This is a genomic window from Dyadobacter sp. CY327, assembly GCF_021390415.1.
GTDB classification, from domain to species: Bacteria; Bacteroidota; Bacteroidia; order Cytophagales; family Spirosomataceae; genus Dyadobacter; species Dyadobacter chenhuakuii.
In genome coordinates, this window is sequence record NZ_JAJUXJ010000005.1 from 157,273 (window position 1) to 180,619 (window position 23,347).

Genomic DNA, 23,347 nt, shown 5'->3' on the forward strand with positions numbered 1-23,347 from the left:
CAGGTAAAAGTCTTTACTTTACTTCTTTAAAACAAAAAAGCAAATGATCATATACTGCTATTCCATGCTGGATGAGTCACTGAGAAACAACCTTAGTGAAGCACTGCAACCCCACCATACAGTTCATTTCAGGACCGAAACGTCCAGTGAGGAAGAAAGCCTGGCAGCATTTCGTACAGCAGATTATATCTTGGGCAATCCGCCTGTCGGCTGGTTTTCGGAACCGACTGACAAGCTGCAGTTCTGGCAGCTGGATTCCGCCGGATTTGACCAGTATGCTTCTGTAAACATTAAAGAAAGCGTCAAAACAGCCAACATGGGTGACTGGTTTGCACGTCCCTGCGCCGAATCCATCGTAGGCGGCGTTTTGGCATTGTATCGTGGCATCGACACATTAACCCTGCTGAAACAAAAATCAGAATGGATCGGCTCGAAGCTGAGAGGTGAGTTGAAGATCCTTTACAAGCAGAATGTGATCATTCTGGGTGCCGGGACCATTGGATTGTCGGTGAATACGATTCTCAAAGGCTTTGGCTGCACAACACACTTAATGGCACGCACTTCGCCAGAGGCAGACCTGCATTCACAGGAAGAATTATTTGTAGAACTGCCATTCGCGGATCTGGTAATCAACACGCTTCCCGGAACTGCCCAGCATTTTGTTGACCAGACCTTCTTTTCCAAAATGAAAGAACGCAGCGTCTATGCAAGCGTCGGCAGGGGCAGCACCACAGACGAGGATGCGCTGATCGACGTGCTGCAATCTGGTTATCTGGATGGAGCTGTTCTGGATGTGACGGAAGTTGAGCCATTACCGGAAAACAGTCCGTTGTGGAAAATGGAAAATGTTATTCTCACGCAGCACACCGGCGGCGGGCATAGCAACGAGCATATCGGCAAGGTTGATTTGTTCCTTAATAACATCTTCGCAATCGAAAATGGTGGAAATATTGTCAACGAAGTAAACCTGCGCAGGGGTTATTAATTAAATATCAGACTAGTATTTTAAATGCGAGATTCAGAAATAGTCAATAAAATAAAGGAAAAGTATTTCCAAAAATTCGGTCAGTCCTCAAAGCCGGAGCAAGTTAGGGTGTTTCGTTCTCCGGGAAGGATCAACCTGATCGGTGAGCATACCGACTATAATAATGGCTTCGTACTGCCGGCAAGCGTAGATAAGGCCGTTTATTTCGTCATTGAGCCAAGGGAAGACGACCAGGTGATCCTGCACGCAGCGGATCTGGATGAAACTTATTCATTTTCAGTAGAAGATCTTTCAAAACCAGCGCAATCCTGGGCACATTACCAGCTGGGCATTATTGAGCAGATTTATAAAAAGGGATTAAAAATCGGAGGTTTCCAAACAACCTTCGGCGGGGACGTTCCGGTTGGCGCGGGCTTATCCTCTTCTGCGGCGTTGGAATGCTGCCTGCTTTTTGCTTTGAACGAATTATACGGCCTGAATCTAGACCGGTTCAGCATTGTAAAAATGTCACAAAAGGCCGAAAACGAATATGTAGGCGTGCAATGTGGCATTATGGATCAGTTCGCGTCCGCATTTGGCAAAGAAGAATCCGTAATCCGCCTCGATTGCCGCTCATTGGAATACGAATATTTCCCTTTCCCCATGCAGGATTATCTGCTCGTGCTTTGCGACACCAGTGTGAAACATTCACTTGCCAGCTCCGAATACAACACACGCCGCCTGGAATGCGAAAAGGGAATCACTATACTGCAAAAATATTATCCCGAAGTGCAGAGCCTGAGGGATGCAACGCCTGAAATGGTTGAGACACATAAAGATGAACTGGGCGACATTGTTTACCGGCGTTGCAAGTTTATAACCGAAGAGATCCAGCGTGTTCAGGATGCTTGCGATCTGCTTGTGGAAGGAAATCTGGTTGATTTTGGCAAAAAAATGTACGCAACCCATCAGGGATTGCAGCACGAATACGAAGTGAGCTGCCCCGAACTCGACTTTTTGGTTGATCAGACATTATCTGATCCTAACGTGCTTGGGGCCCGGATGATGGGTGGAGGTTTTGGCGGTTGCACCATTAATCTTGTTAAAAAAGAGGCCGTCGATGCTTTTGAACAAAAAATGAAGGCAGCATATCAGGAACAATATCAGATTGACCTGCCTTGCTATAAAGTGAAAATCACCGCCGGCACAGGAGAGATCATTTGAAACAAATTGCTAAATATCCAGACAAACCTTTAACCTTTCGTATGAAAAAAATATTCGTTTTACTCACCGCGCTGACGGGTTTTTATCTTTTCAGCTGCTCCAAATCAAACAAAGAAGAAATGATCAGTACGATTTCGAAAGAGTCATTTGGCAAACTCCCCGACGGCCAGGAAGCAGATTTGTACACGCTCACCAATGCCAAAGGCATGACCGTAAACATTACCAATTACGGCGGCATTATCACCAAAATCATGGCTCCGGACAAAAAAGGAGAGTTTGCGGATGTGGTGCTGGGCTTTGATTCACTTGCTCCTTACTTAAAGGAAAACCCATTTTTCGGCGCCTTAGTAGGTCGTTATGGCAACCGGATCGCGAAAGGAAAGTTCACACTGGAAGGCAAAGAGTATAACCTGGCCATAAACAACGGACCGAATTCCCTGCACGGAGGCAAAAAAGGGTTTGACAAAGTATTATGGAAAGCGACAGAGATCAATCAGGACTCGGTTGTGGGCCTTCAACTGGAATATGTCAGCAAGGATATGGAAGAAGGTTATCCCGGAAACCTGACGGTGAAAGTGGTTTACACATTGGATAATGACAATGCATTGAGCATCGCCTACACAGCCACAACGGACAAGCCTACGGTCCTCAACTTGACTAACCACTCCTATTTTAACCTCACTGGCCTGAAAAGGGACATTCTGGATCATGAGATGATGATCGAGTCAGACAGCATTGTGCCGGTAGACGCTTCACTGATCCCAACCGGAAAGCTGCGTGCGGTAGAAGGAACGCCATTTGATTTCAGAAAATCTACAAAAATCAATGCTGGCATTAATAAAACAGAAGACGAGCAGATTAAAAACGGTGGCGGTTACGACCACTGCTGGGTCCTGAAACGCTCTGAGCCTGGACTCATGCATTTCGCTACGGCAAAAGATCCTGAAAGTGGCAGGATTCTGGAAGCATTCACAACAGAGCCAGCCGTTCAGTTTTACAGCGGCAATTTCCTGGACGGGTCACTTAAAGGCAAAAACGCAACATACACGAAGCGTTTCGGATTCTGTCTCGAAACAGAACATTACCCCGACTCCCCAAACCAACCCCAATTCCCCTCCACGGAACTAAAACCAGGAGAAACTTACCAAAGCACAACCAAATACCGGTTTTCGGCTAAGTAATAAACGGCATTTGAAAAAAGCGAATCACTGGGGAAGTTGTCCTTCGGTGATTCGCTTTTTCGTTTTGTCCTTTTTGGCTAAATTTGATCAATAATTATCAAATCATCAACGACACATCCCTACAATGCTTACCAGAACAGTAAAAATCAGCAATGTTACTAATTTGTCCGATGCGCGTTATTGTGCGGGGATGGGTGTTGAAATGCTTGGTTTTTCTATTGACGAAGATTCTCCCAATTATATTTCCCCCAAAAAATTCGAAGACATTTGTTCCTGGCTGGCCGGCGTGAACCTTATTGCGGAAACTGCGCAAACGGATCCTGCCAAGATCATTGAAGCACTGGCGCTGTATCCCGTACATTCTGTGCAAGTGGAATCACCCGGGCTTTTAAATTATCTCAAAAGCGAGCTGAACCTGCCGCTGCTCCTCCGAATCAGCGTAGACCTTTACGAAGCAGGCGAAATCAGTTCTATACTAAGCCGTTACGAGGGAGAAGTTTCCCATTTCCTGCTCGAAAGCGACAACGAAGCCGAATTAACAGAAAACTGGATGCAAGTGCTTGGCAACCTGGCGGGTGAATATCCGATCCTGATCGGCTTTGGCCTGGATAATGAATATACCGTAAGCGCATTAACCGAACTTTTCCCAAACATTGGCATTGCATTGCGCGGAAGCGAAGAAATCCGTCCGGGTTACAAAGATTTCGGTTCCATGATGGACATTCTGGAAGCTTTGGAAGAACAATAAGTCGCTAAAAAGTCCACCTATAAGCCAATAATTAAAAGCTTTCCTTAAAAAAACCCGCTCAACACGCTCTCCCGCCGATAATAATTTTCCGATTTGCAGTATCTTGCATTACCTACTACCTTTGATTACAAATAAACGCTAAGCTAATCATGGAAAAGAAATTGCATCGCATACCTGACCAGGCAGTTTTAGGAGGAGTTGCTTCCGGAATTGCTCAATATTTTAATATTGACGTTGTAATAGTACGAGTATTGCTTGTTGTAATGCTACTGCTCCCTATTCCACCCACATTCGGAATGACCGCATTTATATACATCATTCTCTGGGCAGTGCTGCCAACAGGACCGGCCGGGACAATCTACACAACCAATACGTCATTCGATCCAACGCCTAACACGCCTTCCGACCCGGTTTGGGACAAGAAGAAATCCGATCAGACTGTGATGGTTCTGGGTGGTGTGCTGATCTTTTTCGGGGCTGTGATGCTGGTGGACGATTTCCCGCTTTGGTATCAGTTTAAACAATATTTCTGGCCCATCGTTCTGATCGCAATCGGCGCGTTTCTGATCCTTCGACAACGCGATAAAGAGCATCATGGAAATACAACGGTGTATCCTACAACGCCTCCACCGCCGGTTGATCCCATTGCGCCAGATCCTGAGCCACAGCCTTATACACCTTTTACACCATCATCCACAACAACCACGACCACCACGCATTTTCCGGAAGATCCTGAGGCCAGGAAACCGGATGACGAGGATGATCAGGTGATTAAAGTGAACTAGTGTATTGAGCTTAATATTCTTCGATTTAACACCATTAACCATACATAGCCATGAACTTTCGAAACATTTTTTGGGGTGTTATCCTCATCATTGCCGGATCTCTTTTCTTAATTGAAGAACTGACTGCATTTGATTTTGGCCGCTTTTTCTGGCCCATTATCCTCATCACGACCGGCGCTCTTTTGCTTTTGCGTAATTATTTGAGTTCTGATATTTCCAACCGTTCAAACATTTAAGACGATGAAAAATTCACGTGGTATAGTTTGGGGTGGATTGCTGGTCATATTTGGAATGCTCTGGCTGCTTCGGAATATGAATCTGCTGAACGTTAATTGGGACGAGATTCTGCCTTATTGGCCTGTTTTGCTAATCATTGCAGGTGCACTACTGATCGCCAAGGGCAATGAAGACAGAGGATTAGGAGGACTGATCGGCCTGTTGATCACGCTCGCAGTGTTTGGAGGCATTGTTAACAAAACAGACAAAGCCTTTGACCGGCACGCCGACAATTGGGATTGGAACTGGAACGACGACGACGATGATGACCGGAATTTTGGTTATAACGACAATGACAACAATGATCATGAGAACGATAATCACGAAGATCGGGACGAAGGTTATGAAAATGACCGTGATAACCGGGATGGCAAAAAGCCGATAAATGGCAGTTACAAGTATGAAATGGAGGATTTTATTCAAAAAGCCAATTTTCATCTTGAAGGCGGCGCCGGATCTTTCACATTGAACGGTAACACCCAGAAACTTTTCGAAGCCAAAACGAAGAGCACATTTGTTGGTTTTTTGTCAAACACATCCATTAACAAGCTTGATAACTCTGCGACTGTCAACCTTAAAATGGAAGAAGGCAATGTAAAGATCAAGGAAGGGGAAATCTCAAATCAGGCAAACATTCATCTGAATGAGCGCCCGGTATGGAATATTGACCTGGGCATTGGCGCCGGAAAAGGCGATTTTGATTTCAGCAATTACAAAGTTGAAAAACTGAAAGTAAGTACCGGCGTCGCCGATATGGACATTAAAATGGGCGACAAAATGACCACTTCCAACATTGATATCGAAGCAGGCGTCGCTTCCGTCACTTTGGAACTGCCTCGTTCGGTCGGTTGCGAAATGCATATGGATGGTGCTTTGAATGCAAAAAATATGGATGATCTGGATAAAATCAGCAACGGACTTTACCGTTCTCCGGATTTCGAAAGCGCCTCCAAAAAGATCATTATCCACTTCGAAGGCGGTCTGACCAGCGTTAACATCAAGCGCTACTAAAACGTCCAGAAGTATAGAAATGAATATCTTTGCAGCCTATCGCAACGATATTCATTTTTTTATGCTTATTAAAATCACTTGCTCTCTGCTCATTTCGCTTCTCATATCTGGTCAAAGCTTTGCGCAAAAAGCAGAAAAAGAATCAGTTAAGAACGTAAAAATTCCTGCTATTGAGCAGAAAATGATCGAGCAGGGCTTGGTGGACATTCAAAAACTGGATCCGAACATTAAAGTTGAGCTGAAATATTCGACCACAGATAATTTTGTAGGAAAAGACGTGTATGGAGACCTGAACCGTGCTTACCTGCAACCAGAAATGGCCAGGAGCCTCGTTAAGGCCAATGCGCTAATAAAAAAAAAACATCCGGATTACACATTGCTTGTTTACGACGCAGCGCGCCCCAATTCCGTGCAATATGCATTATGGGACGCATTGGACAAACTGAAAATTCCTGCCAAAAATAAGAAAATGTATGTCGCAGATCCCAAGATCGGCTCCAATCATAACTTTGGCTGCGCGGTGGACTTGACAGTGGTTGACGGAAAAGGAAAACCATTGGATATGGGGACCAAATATGATTTCTTTGGCCCCCTGGCCTATCCCCGCTCCGAGCAGGAAATGTTGCAAAAAGGGAAGCTGACCCAACAGCAGATCAGCAACCGGCAGATTTTAAGAACCGCAATGAACCAGGCCGGTTTCAAAACGAATACAACGGAATGGTGGCATTTTGATGGCATGTCCAAAGCCCAGGCGCGTGCCAAATATGGCATGATCAAATAAGCTATTCCTGCCTGACTGTGCTGCCGCCCGACGTTTTCTTGTCCACATTCGGATTGCCTTTGTAGCGCACATTGCTGGCGCCGCTCGCATCTACTTTCAGAAATTCTGAAACGCAAACCCGGGCCGAGCTCGCTCCGGACAATTCCAGGTCTGACTCCTGGGTAATGAGCTCAAATGCATCCAGCTGCGAGGCCCCCGAAAGATCGCCATCAAGATATTTTCCTTCGCCAACCAGAAAAAGCTGAGAAGCACCCGAAAGATCAAACTTAAATTCACGGCCGGAGCCTTCAAATTCCACCTTCGACGCACCTGATAATTCAAAATCCAGACCCGGGAGATTTTCAAACCCAACCAATTTGGCCTTTACTGCGCCCGAGAAATTGACGGATTGAATGTCCGGCATTGTAATGTCAATGTACATCGGCTCGCGGCGGTTGCGATATCCATTTTTGTAACGCGCATGCAATTTCCCGTCTTCCACAAATAAATCAAGATCGTCCAGATCATTAAGCTCGCCTTTTGCCGAAACAGAAAATGAACTTCCGGCAATCACATTTACGCGAAAAGCATCGCCCATTTCCAGCTCGTCAAAATTACGGAAATCGTAAGTCCTGGTGCCTTCGCCGCGTGGAGGAATGTCGTCTTGGGAGTCCACATAAACACAGGATTGGAAAACAAATGCAATGAGCGCAAGCGTGATGGAAAAAAATAATTGTTTCATGGCTAATAAATAAAATTTAAGAATATGGCTAATAGACGTTCATTGGCGTCTTTTATCCATGACATGTGACTTCTTGATTCCCCCTATCCAGAAAAAAAATAATTTGAAATAGGGGAAATCAGGCGGTTGGTTGTCTCAGTGAAAAGCGACTTAAACTTGGCAGCGACCGCTCTTCTTTATCGGAAACCATCAATCGACGGAGATTTTTTATTTTTGACCGAAAATCAAAAATACAATTTGGTGTACGCTACCGACCCGGATATTGTCCAAGCCATAAGGCGGGGCGATGAACAAGCTTTTGAGCAGACTTTCCGACAATATTATCAGCGGCTCTGCAACTATGCCTGCACCCTTCTCAAAGATGAAGAAGAGTCGGAGGAAGTTGTGCAGACGGTTTTTCTGACGATTTGGGAAAAAAGGGAAGATCTTGAAATTACATTATCATTGAAATCCTACCTCTATCGTGCTGTTCACAACCATTGCCTCAACCGCTTCAAGCATGCGTCGGTGCGGCAGGTGCATAAGGAACACACATTGAATTTCGGGGCTCAATCCTATGAATCGGTAACAGAAGTGATCCACGCAAATGAACTGGAAGAACGAATTGAAAAAGCAGTGAGCACATTACCGGAACAATGTCAGAAAGCATTCAGGCTTAGTCGCTTTGAAGAACTGAAATACCACGAAATAGCGGAACAACTGGGCATTTCGATCAAAACGGTTGAAAACCAGATTGGTAAGGCGCTTAAAATTTTACGCATTGAACTTGCAGATTATCTGCCCGGAATGCTTTGGCCGGTCTATTTTATTGTTGAACAGCTAACCAGATCGTAACCATGAACTTATCTCATGACAACATTTCGGAGGAGCTGTTAGCACGTTACCTGGCTGAAACCGCATCCGAACAAGAAATAGAACAAGTGAATGCCTGGCTGGCGCAATCGCCTGATAACGAACGCGAACTGGCCACTTACAGGCTCATCTGGGACCATTCCGCTCACGCTGCGAAAACCAGCTTCCCGGTCAATACGGATGCAGCCTGGAACAAGATGAAGGCGAAAATGACCAAGCCTGCGCCAGCCGTTTCGCCGGAAATTCCAAAACCGGAAGCTCGTGAAATTGAATTTATTCCTGCACATTCCAAACGAAAATTCCCGGTAACCATGTGGGCTGCTGCAATGATCGCTTTGGCATTGCTGGCATTTGGATGGTTTCATTTCCAATCCACTAAATCCGCTAAAACGCAGCGCATTGCCACCACCAACAACACCAGCGACAGCGTGTTGCCCGATGGAACCAGGGTTTTCTTAAACTATAATTCTTCCCTGACTTATCCCGCCGATTTCGATGGCGATTTGCGGACCGTTTCCTTGGAGGGAGAAGCATTTTTTAATGTAAAGCCCGATGCCGCACATCCATTCGTAATCAATGCAAACGGAACGGAAATCCGTGTTTTGGGAACATCATTTAATGTGAAAGCTTATAAAGAAGCGCCTGTCCGCGTGGATGTTTCGACTGGGAAAGTGGAAGTTAGCAAGGCTTCCAGGAAAATCCGGCTAATAAAAGGGCAAGGCGCCGAAGTGCTTGATGACACGATCAGAAGTATGGAAGCAAATAGGAATATGATGAGTTATCATACGCAGGTTTATGATTTCAATGCGGCTGATCTCAACGAGGTAATCAATTCTATCCGTGACGGTTACCATGTGGATGTACGCCTTTCCAATCAGCAGATCGCGCAATGCAGACTGACGATCCGTTTTGAAAAAGAGCCTTTGGATGCAACGCTTTCGGTTATTGCGGAAACATTGGATCTTGATCTGAGAAAAGAGGGAAAAACTTACTGGCTTGACGGAAATGGCTGCCAATAGTTTTTTAAAACATAAAGCAAGCATTGCATTAGCCTGGCTTTTGCTGCTGGCAGGTGCCGCCACAGCTCAGGAATTACTCGAAAAAAAGATCTCGCTGAATGTTATCAACCGTCCGCTGGACGAAACGTTGCAAAAAATCGGCGACCTCGGCGGTTTCAGCTTTTCGTACAGCCCGGATATGATAGACGTTAAGGGAAGGGTTTCTATCCAGGCCAATAACCTTAGTGTCAGGGAAATTCTGACGGCTATTTTCAAAAATAAAGTCTCATTCAGAGAACGTCGCAGATACATTATTCTTCAAAAAGTCGAAGCGCCAAAAGACGAAAAGCCCGAAAACTTCAATCTGAACGGCTACATTATCGACAATAAAACGGGCAGAAAGCTGGCTAATGCGAGTATTTATGAGTCCGCAACATTAGCTTCCGCCGTCAGTAATCAATATGGTTATTACAAAATCCGGCTCCCGGTTTCATTGTCGGCCGTTCGGCTGGAAGTCAGGAAAGAGGATTACATTGGAAAAACCATTTCAATTGCGAGCAGGGAGGATAAATATTTACAAATCAAGCTTAATCCAGACACATTAAAGCCGCTCTCAGGAAAGGCGGCACGCGCAGTTACAATGATGGATTCGCTGCATCATAAGGTTGCAATCCCGCAGTTTGAGATCGTTTCGGAATCCAATTTCGAGCCAGACACGGTTAAAGAACAAGTTACCGCCAGCCGGCCAGAATTCAATCTTGCCAGGGAATCCGAGAAGCTTAAAACCACTTACCGCAAAGTTCAGAGCAGTTTTGTAAGTGCATTCGCCTCTGCCAAGCAGGCCATTCATACGCGCAACATTCAGGATACATTATATCGTCCTTTTCAGGCGTCGATCTTACCGTTTCTGGGGACAAATCATGAGCTGAGCGGAAACATTATCAACGATTATTCTATTAACCTGATCGCCGGTTATTCGCTGGGTGTGAACAAGTTGGAAGTCGGAAGTTTACTGAATGTTGTTCGGGGCAATGTAAATGGATTTCAGTTGGCTGGCGTAAGCAACATTGTAGGCAAGGATGTGAGCGGCTTCCAATATGCCAACTTTTTGAACATTACACTAGGAAGCATTCATGGTTTTCAGGGAACAAATTTCATTAATTACATCGGCCGAAATCTGAGAGGTTTTCAGGTTGCCGGCGTGGGTAATGTGGTCGTTGGATCATTAGAAGGATACCAGCTTTCCGCAGGCTATAATTATGTGCATACCGTCCGCAGCGGCCACCAGATCGGCTTTGTAAATTATGCGGATTCATCTGCCACGACGCCTTTCGGGATTTTCAGCTATGTCCGCACCAATGGTTACCGGCGCTACGAATTCTCAACGGATGAATTCAACTATTTCAACACTGCCTTTAAAACCGGCGTCAGTTCGTTTTACAATATTTTCAGCCTGGGAACCAACGGATTTGCTAATGACAAGCCGCTCTTAACACTAGGCTACGGATTCGGAACAGCCCAAAACCTGGGCAAAGGCTGGGGCATCAACGCAGACCTGACCGCAAACCTGGTCCTATTCAAAGACGAGCCGCTGGAAGACGTCGAAACAGGCCTTTTTAAAGCAAGTATTGCCGTTGAAAAAAAGCTAGGGAGGAAGTTTGCGTTATTTGCAGGCCCGTCCGTTAACCTGCTTACCAGCAAGCATTCCGGCATCATGGACACAGAAAAATCAAGAGGCCTCAGCCCAATCTGGCTCGGCGGGAGACCAGACGACTCCCGCAAAACCTATGGCTGGGTCGGCGTGCAAGCAGGGATCCGGTTTTGTAATTAATTAAAAACCAATCCGCTTTCTGCCGTTCTGAATGGCCGCGCCGCCGACAAACTCGCGCAGTTCCGCCAGTTCTTTTTCAAAACCACCAGATAAGATCGGAAAGCGGCACCAGCTCCTTGGGTCCAGATTCAGATCATCCAAATGGAATGACGGCGCATAACGCTCACGTTTCCACTGATTCCGGCTCCAAAGCTTGAAGAAGCGCTCGGTCCAGGCCAGCAGCTGCTCCGTAGAATAAATCCCTTTATAACGCACCTGCAAATTACGATAGGCCTCCAAAGGCGATTTTTTGTCTCTAATAGCCAGTTTTTCCAACGCATTCAAGAATTCATAAGGCATCAGGTCGACCTCATCGGTTTGCGTTTGAGCAAGCGGCCTCAGCTCGGCGGTGGGCTGTAAGCTGTTCACTTTTTTCAACCCTTCGATCTTAATGTGCTTGCCCTTCACCTCACAACCAGCTGTTTCCAGCCAGCGCAGCCATTGGCGCAAATAATGTTTGTCGATCCCGGCCAGCGGACTAATGCTGCCTGCCGTATCGCCATCCATAGTAGCATAACCCACCGCCGCTTCGGAGCGATTGGATGTGGATAAGAGCAAATGATTCGTCAGATTGGTCAGCAGCCACACGCTCGGAGCACGCACGCGCGCCTGAATGTTCTGCAACGCAATGTCATCCTGCTCCCAGGTTAACTTCCTGCCAATCTGATCTTCAATCAAGCCTTTGTACGTTTCGACAAGGCCATTGATATGAATATTATAAAAAGTAGAACCAATGGATTCCGCCAGCGACTGCGCCGATTCCAGCGTATCCGTAGAGCTGTTCTCGGTTCCCTGGTAAATGTTATGAATTAAAGCCAAAGCCAGATCTTCCTCTGTTTTAGCTGATTGAATTTCTTTGATATAGCCTAATTTCTCCTTAAACCGCTCCATACCAATGCTTTCGTCGGCCAACCGGATCATGAGTCCGCACAAGGCCGTGCAAGCGCAGGAATCCGCTCCGCCGGAAAGCGAGATTGTAAAACCATTGGAACGGCTTTTCCGCAGATAATCAAACAAAGCCAGGCAAACGGCTCGTGCAAACTCTTCTTCCTTGATCGCGCCGCCCTTTTCAAAAGGCTCAATGTCAGGAACCTGTGGTAACACCGGCTCAATTTCAGGAAAATCAAAACGCCCCGCCACACGCCATGTACGGTCTTTGTTAGCAACCGCAATTTTGCTCTGAACCTGGCTCAGTCGCGTATATTCTGTGTCAATGACCGCCGTTGTGATCAGGAAATCTTCATAGCTGAACCGCGGGCTCGATGCCAGCAGATCACCATTGGAAGCGATCATCGCATCTCCATCATAAATGGCCCTACCCGCCTCATTACCAAGCAAATTGGTATAAATATAACTGCAAGAAAATGCCCTCGAAGCATCCACAACTAGCTTTTCACGCGTCATGAATTTGTTGAATGCAAAGTGGCTTGCGCTTGGGTTCAGGATAATGTCCACGCCCCTTTCGTAATGCCTGCGTGCGGGGCGGTTGGAAACCCAGCCGTCCTCACAGATCTCAAAAGCCACTTTTACGCTGTTCGAGCCACCCAGGATCGGGCCCATAACGAGATCAAAAACAATGTCGCCGATCGGATACAGCATCTGGTTCACCTCAATGCTCTCCACAATGCCCGGCTGCCACGGCCGAAACCAGCGTGCTTCGTAATGGATGCCGTTATTGGCCAAAAATTGCTTGCAGTAAAAACCCTGGATCTGCTTGTTGGCGATCAGACAAGCCGCGTTGTAAATGCTGCCGTTATGCCGCACCGGCAAGCCCACCGCCACGACCATTCCGGCCGTTTCCTGTACGATTTCCAGCAGACATTCCTTGGCCTGCTCCACCAGGTCGGGGGCGAAAAAATAGTCCTCACAACCATAGCCCGAAATACACAATTCCGGCAGACAAAGCAGGCTTACCTGCTGCTTTCTGGCTTCATTTATGGCATTTATAATGTTCTTCGTGTTCCCCTCCCACGCCATCGGCGTCTGATTCACTACTCCGGAAGCTACTTTGATCAATGGCATAAAAACGATTCTGGTTTGTGCCGGCAACTTAATAAAATTGCTTGTGCGTACCGGCAAATGTTTTTCCCTATTTTTGCCAAACATAAAAATTAACCGGTAGATTCCTCTTGCAATTCCCCTCATTCATCGCAAAACGCATCCGTCACAACGAAGCAGGCTCTTTTTCTGCGACCGTTTCGCGCATCGGCGTTGCCAGTATTGCCATCGGGATTTCGGTCGGGATCATTGCATTTGCCGTGTTACTGGGTTTTAAGCAAACCATTCGGCAGAAGATATTTTTGTTTGGTGCGCATATCAATATTTCCTCATTTGCTGTCGGCAACACTTACGAAGAAGCCCCGCTTTTTGTCAAAAACCCCATTACCGAAGCATTACCTAAAATCCCCGAAATACTTCGCTGGCAAGGCGTTGCGCATAAATCCGGCATTCTTAAAACAACCGACGAGATCAAAGGGGTGATACTCAAAGGGGTTGGCCAGGATTATGACTGGAAAACATTCAAACAAAACCTGATTGCGGGAAAATTAATTACCAATAAAGACTCGACATCGATTAAATACGGCTATTCTTCGGAAATCCTGATCAGCCATAAAATCGCTACGCAGCTGCGGCTGAAATCGGGTGACAATGTGATCATGTATTCCATGCAAAATCCTCCACGCCCGCGAAAGCTGACCGTCGTGGGCATTTATGACACGCAAATGGAGGAATTTGACAACAACCTTATCCTGGGCGACATTAGTCTCGTGCAGCGGCTCAACGGCTGGGGGAAAGATTCCGTGGGGACTTATGAGGTGTATTTAAAGGATTTTGACAAACTGGACGAAGTCGCGGCGGTGCTCAGAAGGACGCTTCCGCCATCCATTTATCTGCAACGCGTCACCAGTATTTTTCCTCAGATTTTCGACTGGCTTTTGCTGCTGGATCGTAATACGGCCGTTTTTCTGACATTGATCCTTTTCGTCGCCTGCTTCAACATGATCTCGATTTTACTGGTCATGATCATGGAAAGGACACCTTTGATCGGTCTTTTGAAAACATTAGGAAGCCCGAATAAACAGATCCGGATGGTTTTTTTCCGCGTAGGGCTTCATATGGTGCGTAAGGGCATCATCATCGGAAACATTGCAGGGCTGCTTATTTGCTGGATCCAATATCAATTCAAAGTCATTGCCCTCGACCCTGTCAATTATTATATGGACACTGTGCCCATTGTCTTTGACTGGCCTATTTTCTTCATGGTCAATGTCATCACCATTGTCATCTCCGGCCTCATTTTGCTGATCCCAACATTAATCATCTCCCAGATCACACCGATTAAGGCGCTTTTATTTAAGAAATAGTGCTCTGAAAGGTTGTCTTGTTTTTTACTAAATCGCTTTCCCAAGCAGTTCCGCTGCCCTCAAAAGCGTATCATCATTTTTGGCAAAACAAAAGCGCAGCGTCTTGTAACTGGTCAGTTCATTGTAAAAAACAGAAACCGGGATCGACGCCACACCTGCTTCAATGGTAAGCCGCTCGGCGAGTTCGCGATCATTCTGCTGTGTCAGATTTTCGTATGAAACATTCTGAAAAAAGCTTCCCTCGGATGGCCGGAAAGTGAATCCTATGCCCTGGATAGCGTCATTAAACAGGTCTCTTTTTTGTTGGTAAAAAGCCGAAAGGCTCAGATAATGCTCGGGATTTTCCAGATATTCCGCCATAGCGAACTGAATGGGCGTTACCACGCTGAAAACCAGGAACTGATGAATCTTTCTGAATTCTGTTGTCAATGCTTTTGGGGCAAGGCAATAACCTATTTTCCAGCCCGTGGTGTGAAATGTTTTGCCAAAAGAGCCGCACAGGAAAGTCCGTTCCGCCAGCGCAGGAATGGAAGCCGTGGAAATGTGTGCCCGGCCGTCGAAGATAATGTGCTCATACACTTCATCGCTGATCACCATTAGATCATGTTTTTCGGCAGTGTCTGCAAGCTGTTGCAAATCAGCCAGTTTCCAGACATTTCCCGTTGGGTTATGCGGCGTGTTGATGACAATCGCCTTTGTATTCGGGCTAATTTTTGATTTAACATCCTGCCAGTCAATGGCTTCGTATTGCGGATGTAATGTTATAAAAACCGGAATGCCGCCGTTCAGCTCGATTGCCGGAACGTAGCTGTCATAAGCTGGTTCAAAAACGATCACCTCATCGCCCGGGTGCACGACCGTCGATAAGGCTACATATAATGCTTCGGTCGCACCGCTGGTGATGGTAATTTCTGTTTCGGGATGATATTCTTTGCCGGTTGCGGCGAACACTTTTTGCGAGATTGCCTCGCGCAAAGGCATCACCCCAGCCATGGGCGCATATTGGTTTTTCCCTTCCGCAATGTATTTACCCACAAGCTTTTGCAGTTCCGGCGCACAATCAAATTCCGGAAAACCCTGCGCCAGATTAATCGCCCGATGCTCCTCGGCCAGCCTGGACATTTTGGTAAAAATTGTGGTTCCAACGCGTGGAAGTTTGGAGCGGAGACCGGCCTTGACTAACATAAAAAATCTATAAATCGATTGGAAAATGAGCCTTAATGATCAGGCTTTGTCCAAATCTATAAAACCGGAAGCAAATTGTTTTACACGAAGCGGATTTTGTGCCAATTCTGTGGTCAGAAACTCCGGATAAATTTTGATAGTGGAAAGTGCTGCAACCGGATGCCATTTGAATAACAGCTCACCATCGCCTTCCACGCCAATAAAATCGTTTTGATCCGCTAATGACTGAATTTCCATTTTGTAATAAAAACCCAGCTCGTGATGCTTGATGCCATTGTAAACGAAGAAATTTTCCGAAACCCAAAGCATTTCACCCACTTCCACATCCATTCCCGTTTCCTCCTGCATTTCCCGAACCAGTGTGTCCTTAGAAAACTCGAAAAGCGAAGCGCGGCCGCCGGGCAAGCTCCAAAATTTGTCTGACGGTGTTTTATGCAAAAGCACTTTTTCATCCAAGATCGCAACGCCAGCGACACGGTAATTAAATAATGCGCCGTCGATAGCCAGACTGATCATTTGATATCAACATTTAAATTACTGAATAGCTGGTTTTCCTGCCGTAGACTCCCGGATAATGAGCGAGGTTTTCAGGGATCGCGTCTCAAAAACATCTGTTTTTTGCGGATGCTCTATAAGCCTGATCAGCAGCTCCACCGCCTGCTGGCCCATCTCCATGGCTGGCTGCACAACGGCAGTCAAAGGTGGATTAAGCAGCTCAGCGACACTGATGTTGGTAAACCCGACAATGGCGATCTGCTCGGGGACCTTAATGTTGTGTTTTTGAAAAACAGACATGCAACCCGTCGTCAGGCGATCGCTGGCTGTGAAAATGGCGTCGGGCGGCTCGGGCATTTCGAGCATTTCCTGCACAGCGGCCTCATTTTCCTCGGCTACTTTGCCGCCGTGATAGCAATATTTGACATAAGATTCATCAAAAGGAAGCCCATAATCCTCCAAAGCCTGCTTATAACCCGCCAATCGCTCGGTTGTGATGGACAAATAAATGGGACTCGTCAAATGTGCGATGCGCTTCCGGCCGGTTTTGATCAGATGTTCCGTCGCTTCGTAACTTCCTGCAAAATTGTCTACAACCACCTTATGCGTTTCGATATCATTCGGCACGCGGTCCAGAAAAACGATGGGCAAGCCTCTTTCCATCAGGTCCTGAAAATGGAACAAGTTGGTTGTCAGGCTGGAAAGGGAGATTAAAAGGCCGTCCACTTTCCGGGAAACAAGGTAATTCGTATTGGCAACTTCGCGCTCGTAGGACTCGTGGCTTTGAAAAATAACCACGTGATAACCCAGATTATAAGCTATGGATTCAATGCCATTGATGAGTTGCGAGAAAAAATGATTGGCAATTTCCGGAATGATGACCCCTATGGACTTGCTTTTGCTATCCCGCAGACTCAGCGCAATGGGATTGGGCCGGTAATTCATGCGCTCAGCATATTCCATGACCAATTTCTTGGTTTCCGGATTTATTTCATAGCTATTGCGCAAGGCACGGGAAACCGTCGAAGTCGAAAGTCCCAGCGCTTTGGCAATGTCCTTAATTGTGATAGTCTCCAAAGAAAAATTGGTTTATTCCAACTTAATGTTTGATAATATATACTTTATCCAACGGTAAGTCAATGTACTAAAATAGAAATGAATATCGAAACCGATCCGGAGATGTTTGCCCCCTCACACGAGCTGATAACGTTCCCGATAACGATTGCACAAAAAAAGACAATTCAATATTTGATAATTCTAACTATTCGCCCTAAACTGCCGGAGCGTACAGTCTCCTATGATCGACGCGAAATTTAGGGGTTACCCCGAAAAACACAATTTGCCATTCCTTAATGAGTATAATAAATTTATTTGACCTGACGGGCAAAACCGCCTTGGTAACCGGTTGCAACCGGGGAATAGGAAAAGCCATGGCGGAGGCGCTCGCAGAAGCCGGGGCAGATATCATAGGCGTCGCCTCATCAGACATTCAATCCGCCAGCGACTTACAAAATGCCGTCACCCTGGCAGGACGGAAATTCTATCCTTACCAGGCCGATCTGGGCAATCGCGAAAGCATTTACGCATTCATCAAAAAAGTAAAAGCTGAACACCAACGCATTGATATTCTGATCAATAACGCTGGCATTATCCTGCGCCAGCCCGCTGCTGAACACTCGGATGAATATTGGGACCAGGTGCTGAACATTAACCTCGATGCGCCTTATATTTTATCAAGGGAATTTGGCCGCGATATGGTGGCGCGTGGTTACGGGAAAATCATTTTTACGGCTTCGTTGCTCACATTCCAGGGCGGCATCAATGTGCCGGGTTATACGGCTTCAAAAAGTGCGATCGGTGGTCTGGTGAAAGCGCTGGCCAACGAATGGGCTGGTAAAGGCGTGAATGTGAATGCCATAGCACCAGGTTATATCAACACAGACAATACGGAAGCGCTGCGTAATGATCCCGTGCGCAGCAAGTCCATTCTCGACCGCATTCCGGCCGGGAGATGGGGCATGCCCGAAGATTTTAAAGGCCCCGCGTTGTTCCTGTCGTCGGATGCTTCGAGTTATGTCAATGGCACCATTCTCACCGTGGATGGCGGCTGGATGGGCCGGTAAATTTCCCATTTTTTAGATTAACCCACTTAATAGCAAGCACATGCAGATCAGATTCGAAAGCAGCCGCAAAGAAGTTTCGCAAATGGACACGGCCGCTTTACGCGAGAATTTTTTGATTAAAAATATATTTATAAACGACCAGATCAACTTCGTTTACACGCATTACGACCGCGTCATGATCGGCGGCGCCATTCCGGCTACCGGGCCGCTGACACTGGAAACATACGGCCCGCTGAAAGCCGAATATTTCCTGGAAAGACGCGAGATAGGCATCATTAACATTGGTGGAAAAGGCCAGGTGAAGGCGGATGGAGCCACATTTGAAATAAGTAAGCTAGGTTGTGTTTATCTGGGAAAGGGAACCAAGGAGGTTATTTTTTCCAGTGAAAATCAGGCTGATCCTGCTGTATTTTACTTGCTATCCTCCCCTGCACACCAGACATTTCCGGCTACACTTTTCACGAAAGAAGACGCCGCGCCCACGACCATGGGCAGCATGGAAACTTCCAATCACCGGACCATTTACAAATACATTCACGCAGCCGGCATCCAGAGCGCACAGCTGGTAATGGGGCTTACCGTGCTGCAAACCGGAAGCGTCTGGAACACCCTGCCAGCGCACGTGCACGACCGCCGTATGGAAGCCTATTGTTATTTCGATGTGCCTGCTAATCAGCGCATCCTGCATCTGATGGGCGAGCCAACCGAAACGCGTCACTTATGGCTTTCCGACCGGCAAGCGATCATTTCTCCGCCCTGGTCGATCCACTCCGGCTGCGGCACTTCCAGCTATTCCTTCATCTGGGGAATGGCCGGCGAAAACAGGGATTATACAGACATGGACGCCGTGGCAATAACCGATTTGAGATAATGAGCGAGCTAAAAGGACGGGAATTTATTGACGACGCGGACATTCCCTGGGAAGAGCTGGGCGGCGGTTTGAAGCGGAAGATCATGGCTTATGATGACAATCTGATGATGGTCAAAGTGGCGTTTGAGCAAGGCGGCGTTGGCGCGTTGCACAGCCATTTTCATACGCAAATGAGTTATGTGGAAAGTGGCAAATTTGAAATCACCATTGGCCCCAAAACCGGCATACTAAGCGGCGGCGACGCCTATTACATTCCGCCGGACGTTGTTCATGGCGCATTGTGCCTCGAAGCGGGCATGCTTGTGGATATTTTCAATCCTATGCGTGCTGATTTTATCAAAAGCTAATTGACAATGTTCCTTCATTCCTGATGAAAAAACTGCTACGCAGCATTTCTGTAATTGCATTATTTTACTTTGTTCCAAACATTGCATGGCAGGCTTTGGCGCAGGAACTTCCTATGTCGCGGCGCATGGCCGATTCCTTCATGGCGCGTCATAAGGATTCTATTTTAGTAGGAAAAAATACAGCGACGAAATGGGATTACGAGCAGGGATTAATGCTGAAAGCCTTCGAAAAAATATGGAACAGAACGGGCGAAGGCAAATATTTTGATTACATCCGCAAAGACATTGATCAATATGTGAAGCCCGATGGCAGCATCCGGACCTACAAATTTGACGACTTTAACATTGATAACATTCCGCCAGGAAGGGCGTTGCTAACACTTTATCAACAAACACAACCCGACAAAGAGAAATATAAAAAAGCGGCTGATCTGCTGTGGAAGCAGTTAGCAGAGCAGCCGCGCAATAACGAAGGCGGTTACTGGCACAAAAAACGCTATCCCAATCAAATGTGGCTCGATGGCCTTTTCATGGGTGAACCCTTCGCCGCAGAATACAGCCTGCTATTCAATCATCCCGAACATTTCGACGACATTGCCAACCAGTTTGCCTTGATCGAAAAATATGCGGTGGACGAAAAGACAGGCCTGATTTATCATGCGTATGATGAGAGCCGTGAGCAAAAATGGGCAGATAAAAAGACCGGACGTTCGCCGAATTTCTGGGCACGGGCCATTGGCTGGTATGCCATTGCGCTGGTAGATGTGCTGGATTATTTTCCCAAAGACCATCCGAAACGAATTGAACTAATCCAATATCTCAAAAGGTTGGCGCCGGTGCTGGCCAAATATCAGGACAAGCAATCCGGGCTTTGGTATCAGGTTATTGATCAGGGCAATAGGAAAGGAAATTATTTCGAAGCATCTGCTTCCTGCATGTTCATATATGCATTGGCCAAAGGTTCCAGAATGGGCTATATCGATGCGTCTTTCGCTGAAAATGCGAAGCGTGGTTATGCAGGCGCACTGAAAGAATTTGTTGAAATAAAGGCAGATGGCTTGCTAAGCCTGAACAAAACCGTAAGCGTAGGCGGTCTTGGCGGTACACCTTACCGCGACGGCAGTTACGAATATTATCTCAGCGAACCGATCCGCAAAAATGACCTGAAAGGCATTGGCCCATTCATTTTTGCGAGCATTGAAATGGAAATTGCCGAAGAGAATGCGGGTGGAAAGGGCAAAACGGTGGGTTTGGATTATCATTTCAATCATGAATTTAAGAAAGAACCGGACGGTTCGAGCATTCCGTTTCATTACACCTGGGAGGACCGCCTGCATTCCGGCTTCTGGCTTTGGAGTAACATTTACAGGGAATTAGGAGCCAAAACAGTGGCCGTAACCGGCGCACCGACGGCCGAAAACCTGAAAAATATCGACGTGTACATTATCGTCGATCCCGACACGAAAAAAGAATCGGCCAATCCCAACTTTATCCAGCCAAACGACATTCAAGCGATTGAAAAGTGGGTGAAAAATGGCGGGGTGCTGGTGATGATGGCGAATGACACTGCCAATTGTGAGATCACGCATTTCAATGAGCTTGCCAAAACATTCGGCATACAATTCAGCACCAAAAACCGCAATATGGTCCAGGGAACGCAGTTTGAGCAGGGAAAACTGATGATTCCGGCGGATAACAAAGCCATTTTTAAAACCGCCAGCAAGATTTACATTAAAGAACTTTCTCCCCTCCTGCTTACCGCTCCGGCCCAATCTGCTTTAACGGATCAGGGTGATGTGATTCTGGGCATTTCTAGATATGGCAAAGGCACCGTTTTCGCAGTGGGCGATCCCTGGCTTTACAACGAATATGTGGACGGGCGGCGGATTGATACGAGTTTTGAGAATTTTGAAGCAGGGAAAGATCTGGCCGGTTGGTTGTTAAAACAGGTCGTTAAAAAGTAAAAACCGCAATGCTATGAGCCGCCTTTTTCGCGAAAATTTAGGTCAGTTACGCAATCAGCCCGGACTCGTCGTCCCGGACGATTCCATCTTTCAGCTGCCCGAAAAAGTGCTTCAATTCGGCACAGGCGCATTTCTGAGAGGACTTGCCGATTATTTTATAGACAAAGCCAACAGGCAGGGCGTTTTCAACGGCCGCATTGTGGTCGTAAAGTCCACCGATGAAGGGGATTTGAAAGCATTCGAGCGACAGGATAATCTTTATACAATTTGCCTTCGTGGCAGTCGGAATGGCATCATTGAAGAAGAAAACATTATTTCCTCGGCCATAAGCAGGGTTTTGTCGGCCAAAACGCAATGGTCGCTCGTGCTGGACCTGGCCAAAAATCCGGCGATCAGCATTGTGATTTCCAACACGACTGAAATCGGCATTCAGCTTGTGCAGGACGATATTTACCAATGGCCTCCGGTTTCATTTCCCGGTAAACTGCTTGCTTTTTTGTATGCCCGTTACGTGGCTTTTGGCGGAAATCCGGAATACGGTGTTGTCATCATCCCCACGGAACTGATCACCGATAACGGCAAAAAACTTGAATCCATCGTGCTCGAACTCGCGCACAGGAACGGTCTTGAAGGTGCATTTATAGACTGGCTTGAAAACCACAATTCCTTTTGCAATTCACTGGTAGACAGGATTGTCCCTGGCCGGCCGGATGAAAATATTTGCAAAGAACTCGCCGAAGAACTGGGTTACCAGGACGACCTGCTGATCATGGCCGAACATTACCATTTATGGGCGATCGAAGGAGACGCGGCGATTGGTAAAAAGTTACCTTTCAAGGAAGTGGACGAGGGCATGATCGTGGAGCCGGACATTGAACTGCATCGTGAACTGAAACTAAGGCTGCTCAATGGCGCGCATACTTTGGGTTGCGGCCTCGCACATTTGTGCGGTTTCAAAACCGTGGACGAAGCCATGAGCAACCCGCTTTTTGAAACATACATTACCAATCTGATGGAAACCGAAATCGCGCCTGCGATTCCCTATCCGGTTGCTGAGGAAAGAGCATTGCAATTTGGCCGCAGTGTGGTGGAACGCTTTCATAATCCGCATTTGAGACATAAGTGGCTTAATATCAGTCAAAATTATTCTGCCAAAATGCTGTCGCGGGTCATGCCTGTTTTTTATAAATATGAAAAAACGCATGAGACATTTCCGGATCACATTGTCTTTGGTTTTGCGGTTTACATCTTTTACATGAAGGCGGTGCGAAAGGATGGCGATCATTTTTACGGCCTCGCAAATGGTGCCTATTATCTGATCCAAGACCAAAAAGCCGCTTATTTCCATCAAAAATGGCAAATACCTTCGCTGGATGACATGGTGAAGGCCATTTTGAAAGATCAGTCGATCTGGCAAAAAGATCTTTCCAAATCAGAGGTGATCCGCCAAAATATCGTCTCCTATCTCGAATCCCTGAAACAGTTTGGCGCGGTGGACACATTGAAATTATTCCTTGAAAAAACCGAATACGCCTGACCGGCATTAAGACCATTTTAACCTCTTATTTAAATCTGCAAAACCCCTA

The 23,347-nt window shown here is 46.7% G+C and carries 22 protein-coding genes; 17 read left to right on the top strand and 5 right to left on the bottom strand.

What is annotated here, in order from left to right:
- Nucleotides 1-43: 43 nt before the first annotated feature.
- From LZG74_RS14205 to LZG74_RS14240, 8 genes are all read left to right on the top strand, one after another.
- Nucleotides 44-985 carry a D-2-hydroxyacid dehydrogenase gene (locus LZG74_RS14205; protein ID WP_233797222.1) on the top strand — a complete coding sequence of 314 codons (942 nt, stop codon included), beginning with the start codon at nt 44-46 and terminating at the stop codon, nt 983-985.
- Between the two features lie 24 nt (nt 986-1,009).
- The gene (locus tag LZG74_RS14210; RefSeq protein WP_233797223.1) at nt 1,010-2,188 is read left to right on the top strand and encodes a galactokinase; all 1,179 of its coding nucleotides are present in this window, start codon (nt 1,010-1,012) and stop codon (nt 2,186-2,188) included.
- A gap of 41 nt (nt 2,189-2,229) precedes the next feature.
- The gene (locus LZG74_RS14215; RefSeq protein WP_233797224.1) at nt 2,230-3,369 is read left to right on the top strand and encodes an aldose epimerase family protein; all 1,140 of its coding nucleotides are present in this window, start codon (nt 2,230-2,232) and stop codon (nt 3,367-3,369) included.
- Nucleotides 3,370-3,493: 124 nt separating this feature from the next.
- The gene (locus LZG74_RS14220; protein ID WP_026628368.1) at nt 3,494-4,117 is read left to right on the top strand and encodes a hypothetical protein; all 624 of its coding nucleotides are present in this window, start codon (nt 3,494-3,496) and stop codon (nt 4,115-4,117) included.
- Between the two features lie 149 nt (nt 4,118-4,266).
- The gene (locus LZG74_RS14225) at nt 4,267-4,902 is read left to right on the top strand and encodes a PspC domain-containing protein (RefSeq protein ID WP_233797225.1); all 636 of its coding nucleotides are present in this window, start codon (nt 4,267-4,269) and stop codon (nt 4,900-4,902) included.
- 50 nt (nt 4,903-4,952) lie between these two features.
- A complete protein-coding gene (locus LZG74_RS14230; RefSeq protein ID WP_026628370.1) occupies nt 4,953-5,138 on the top strand; it encodes a LiaI-LiaF-like domain-containing protein in 186 nt (61 codons plus the stop codon).
- A gap of 4 nt (nt 5,139-5,142) precedes the next feature.
- Entirely contained in the window at nt 5,143-6,189 is a 1,047-nt protein-coding gene (locus tag LZG74_RS14235) for a LiaF transmembrane domain-containing protein (RefSeq protein WP_233797226.1), read from the top strand.
- A 19-nt stretch (nt 6,190-6,208) separates the two neighbouring features.
- Nucleotides 6,209-6,970, top strand: a complete 762-nt coding sequence (locus LZG74_RS14240; RefSeq protein ID WP_233797227.1) for a M15 family metallopeptidase — start codon at nt 6,209-6,211, stop codon at nt 6,968-6,970.
- Nucleotide 6,971: 1 nt separating this feature from the next.
- On the opposite strand, the gene LZG74_RS14245 is transcribed toward LZG74_RS14240, so the two are convergent.
- Nucleotides 6,972-7,691 carry a head GIN domain-containing protein gene (locus LZG74_RS14245; RefSeq protein ID WP_233797228.1) on the bottom strand — a complete coding sequence of 240 codons (720 nt, stop codon included), beginning with the start codon at nt 7,689-7,691 and terminating at the stop codon, nt 6,972-6,974.
- 240 nt (nt 7,692-7,931) lie between these two features.
- Between LZG74_RS14245 and LZG74_RS14250 the strand changes: the two genes are divergently transcribed.
- Genes LZG74_RS14250 through LZG74_RS14260 form a run of 3 tightly spaced genes read left to right on the top strand, consistent with a single transcriptional unit; the run spans nt 7,932 to nt 11,372 of the window.
- Nucleotides 7,932-8,525: an RNA polymerase sigma-70 factor gene (locus LZG74_RS14250; protein ID WP_233797229.1), complete on the top strand. Its 594-nt coding sequence runs from the start codon at nt 7,932-7,934 to the stop codon at nt 8,523-8,525.
- Nucleotides 8,526-8,527: 2 nt separating this feature from the next.
- Nucleotides 8,528-9,562 (top strand): FecR family protein, encoded by a 1,035-nt coding sequence (locus LZG74_RS14255; RefSeq protein ID WP_233797230.1) that lies wholly within the window; start codon nt 8,528-8,530, stop codon nt 9,560-9,562.
- A complete protein-coding gene (locus LZG74_RS14260) occupies nt 9,549-11,372 on the top strand; it encodes an STN and carboxypeptidase regulatory-like domain-containing protein (RefSeq protein ID WP_233797231.1) in 1,824 nt (607 codons plus the stop codon). The genes LZG74_RS14255 and LZG74_RS14260 overlap by 14 nt, the downstream gene beginning before the upstream one ends.
- On the opposite strand, the gene nadE is transcribed toward LZG74_RS14260, so the two are convergent.
- Nucleotides 11,373-13,433: an NAD(+) synthase gene (gene nadE / locus LZG74_RS14265; protein ID WP_233797232.1), complete on the bottom strand. Its 2,061-nt coding sequence runs from the start codon at nt 13,431-13,433 to the stop codon at nt 11,373-11,375.
- A gap of 107 nt (nt 13,434-13,540) precedes the next feature.
- Here nadE and LZG74_RS14270 point away from each other — a divergent pair, with 107 nt between their 5' ends.
- On the top strand, nt 13,541-14,776 hold the full coding sequence (locus LZG74_RS14270) for an FtsX-like permease family protein (RefSeq protein ID WP_233797233.1): 1,236 nt from the start codon (nt 13,541-13,543) through the stop codon (nt 14,774-14,776).
- Nucleotides 14,777-14,803: 27 nt separating this feature from the next.
- Here LZG74_RS14270 and LZG74_RS14275 read toward each other — a convergent pair whose 3' ends face one another.
- The 3 genes from LZG74_RS14275 to LZG74_RS14285 are packed head-to-tail and all read right to left on the bottom strand — an operon-like array spanning nt 14,804 to nt 17,533.
- Nucleotides 14,804-15,961, bottom strand: a complete 1,158-nt coding sequence (locus LZG74_RS14275; RefSeq protein ID WP_233797234.1) for a methionine aminotransferase — start codon at nt 15,959-15,961, stop codon at nt 14,804-14,806.
- 39 nt (nt 15,962-16,000) lie between these two features.
- Nucleotides 16,001-16,477, bottom strand: a complete 477-nt coding sequence (locus LZG74_RS14280) for an NUDIX hydrolase (RefSeq protein ID WP_233797235.1) — start codon at nt 16,475-16,477, stop codon at nt 16,001-16,003.
- An 18-nt stretch (nt 16,478-16,495) separates the two neighbouring features.
- Nucleotides 16,496-17,533, bottom strand: a complete 1,038-nt coding sequence (locus tag LZG74_RS14285) for a LacI family DNA-binding transcriptional regulator (protein ID WP_233797236.1) — start codon at nt 17,531-17,533, stop codon at nt 16,496-16,498.
- 275 nt (nt 17,534-17,808) lie between these two features.
- Here LZG74_RS14285 and kduD point away from each other — a divergent pair, with 275 nt between their 5' ends.
- The 5 genes from kduD to LZG74_RS14310 are packed head-to-tail and all read left to right on the top strand — an operon-like array spanning nt 17,809 to nt 23,298.
- The gene (kduD, locus tag LZG74_RS14290; RefSeq protein WP_255699283.1) at nt 17,809-18,579 is read left to right on the top strand and encodes a 2-dehydro-3-deoxy-D-gluconate 5-dehydrogenase KduD; all 771 of its coding nucleotides are present in this window, start codon (nt 17,809-17,811) and stop codon (nt 18,577-18,579) included.
- Nucleotides 18,580-18,619: 40 nt separating this feature from the next.
- Entirely contained in the window at nt 18,620-19,450 is an 831-nt protein-coding gene (gene kduI / locus LZG74_RS14295; protein ID WP_233797237.1) for a 5-dehydro-4-deoxy-D-glucuronate isomerase, read from the top strand.
- A complete protein-coding gene (locus tag LZG74_RS14300) occupies nt 19,450-19,797 on the top strand; it encodes a cupin domain-containing protein (RefSeq protein ID WP_035360201.1) in 348 nt (115 codons plus the stop codon). The genes kduI and LZG74_RS14300 overlap by 1 nt, the downstream gene beginning before the upstream one ends.
- Nucleotides 19,798-19,820: 23 nt before the next feature.
- Nucleotides 19,821-21,761 carry a glycoside hydrolase family 88 protein gene (locus tag LZG74_RS14305; RefSeq protein ID WP_409014485.1) on the top strand — a complete coding sequence of 647 codons (1,941 nt, stop codon included), beginning with the start codon at nt 19,821-19,823 and terminating at the stop codon, nt 21,759-21,761.
- Nucleotides 21,762-21,774: 13 nt separating this feature from the next.
- A complete protein-coding gene (locus LZG74_RS14310) occupies nt 21,775-23,298 on the top strand; it encodes a tagaturonate reductase (RefSeq protein ID WP_233797238.1) in 1,524 nt (507 codons plus the stop codon).
- The last annotated feature ends 49 nt before the right edge of the window (nt 23,299-23,347 follow it).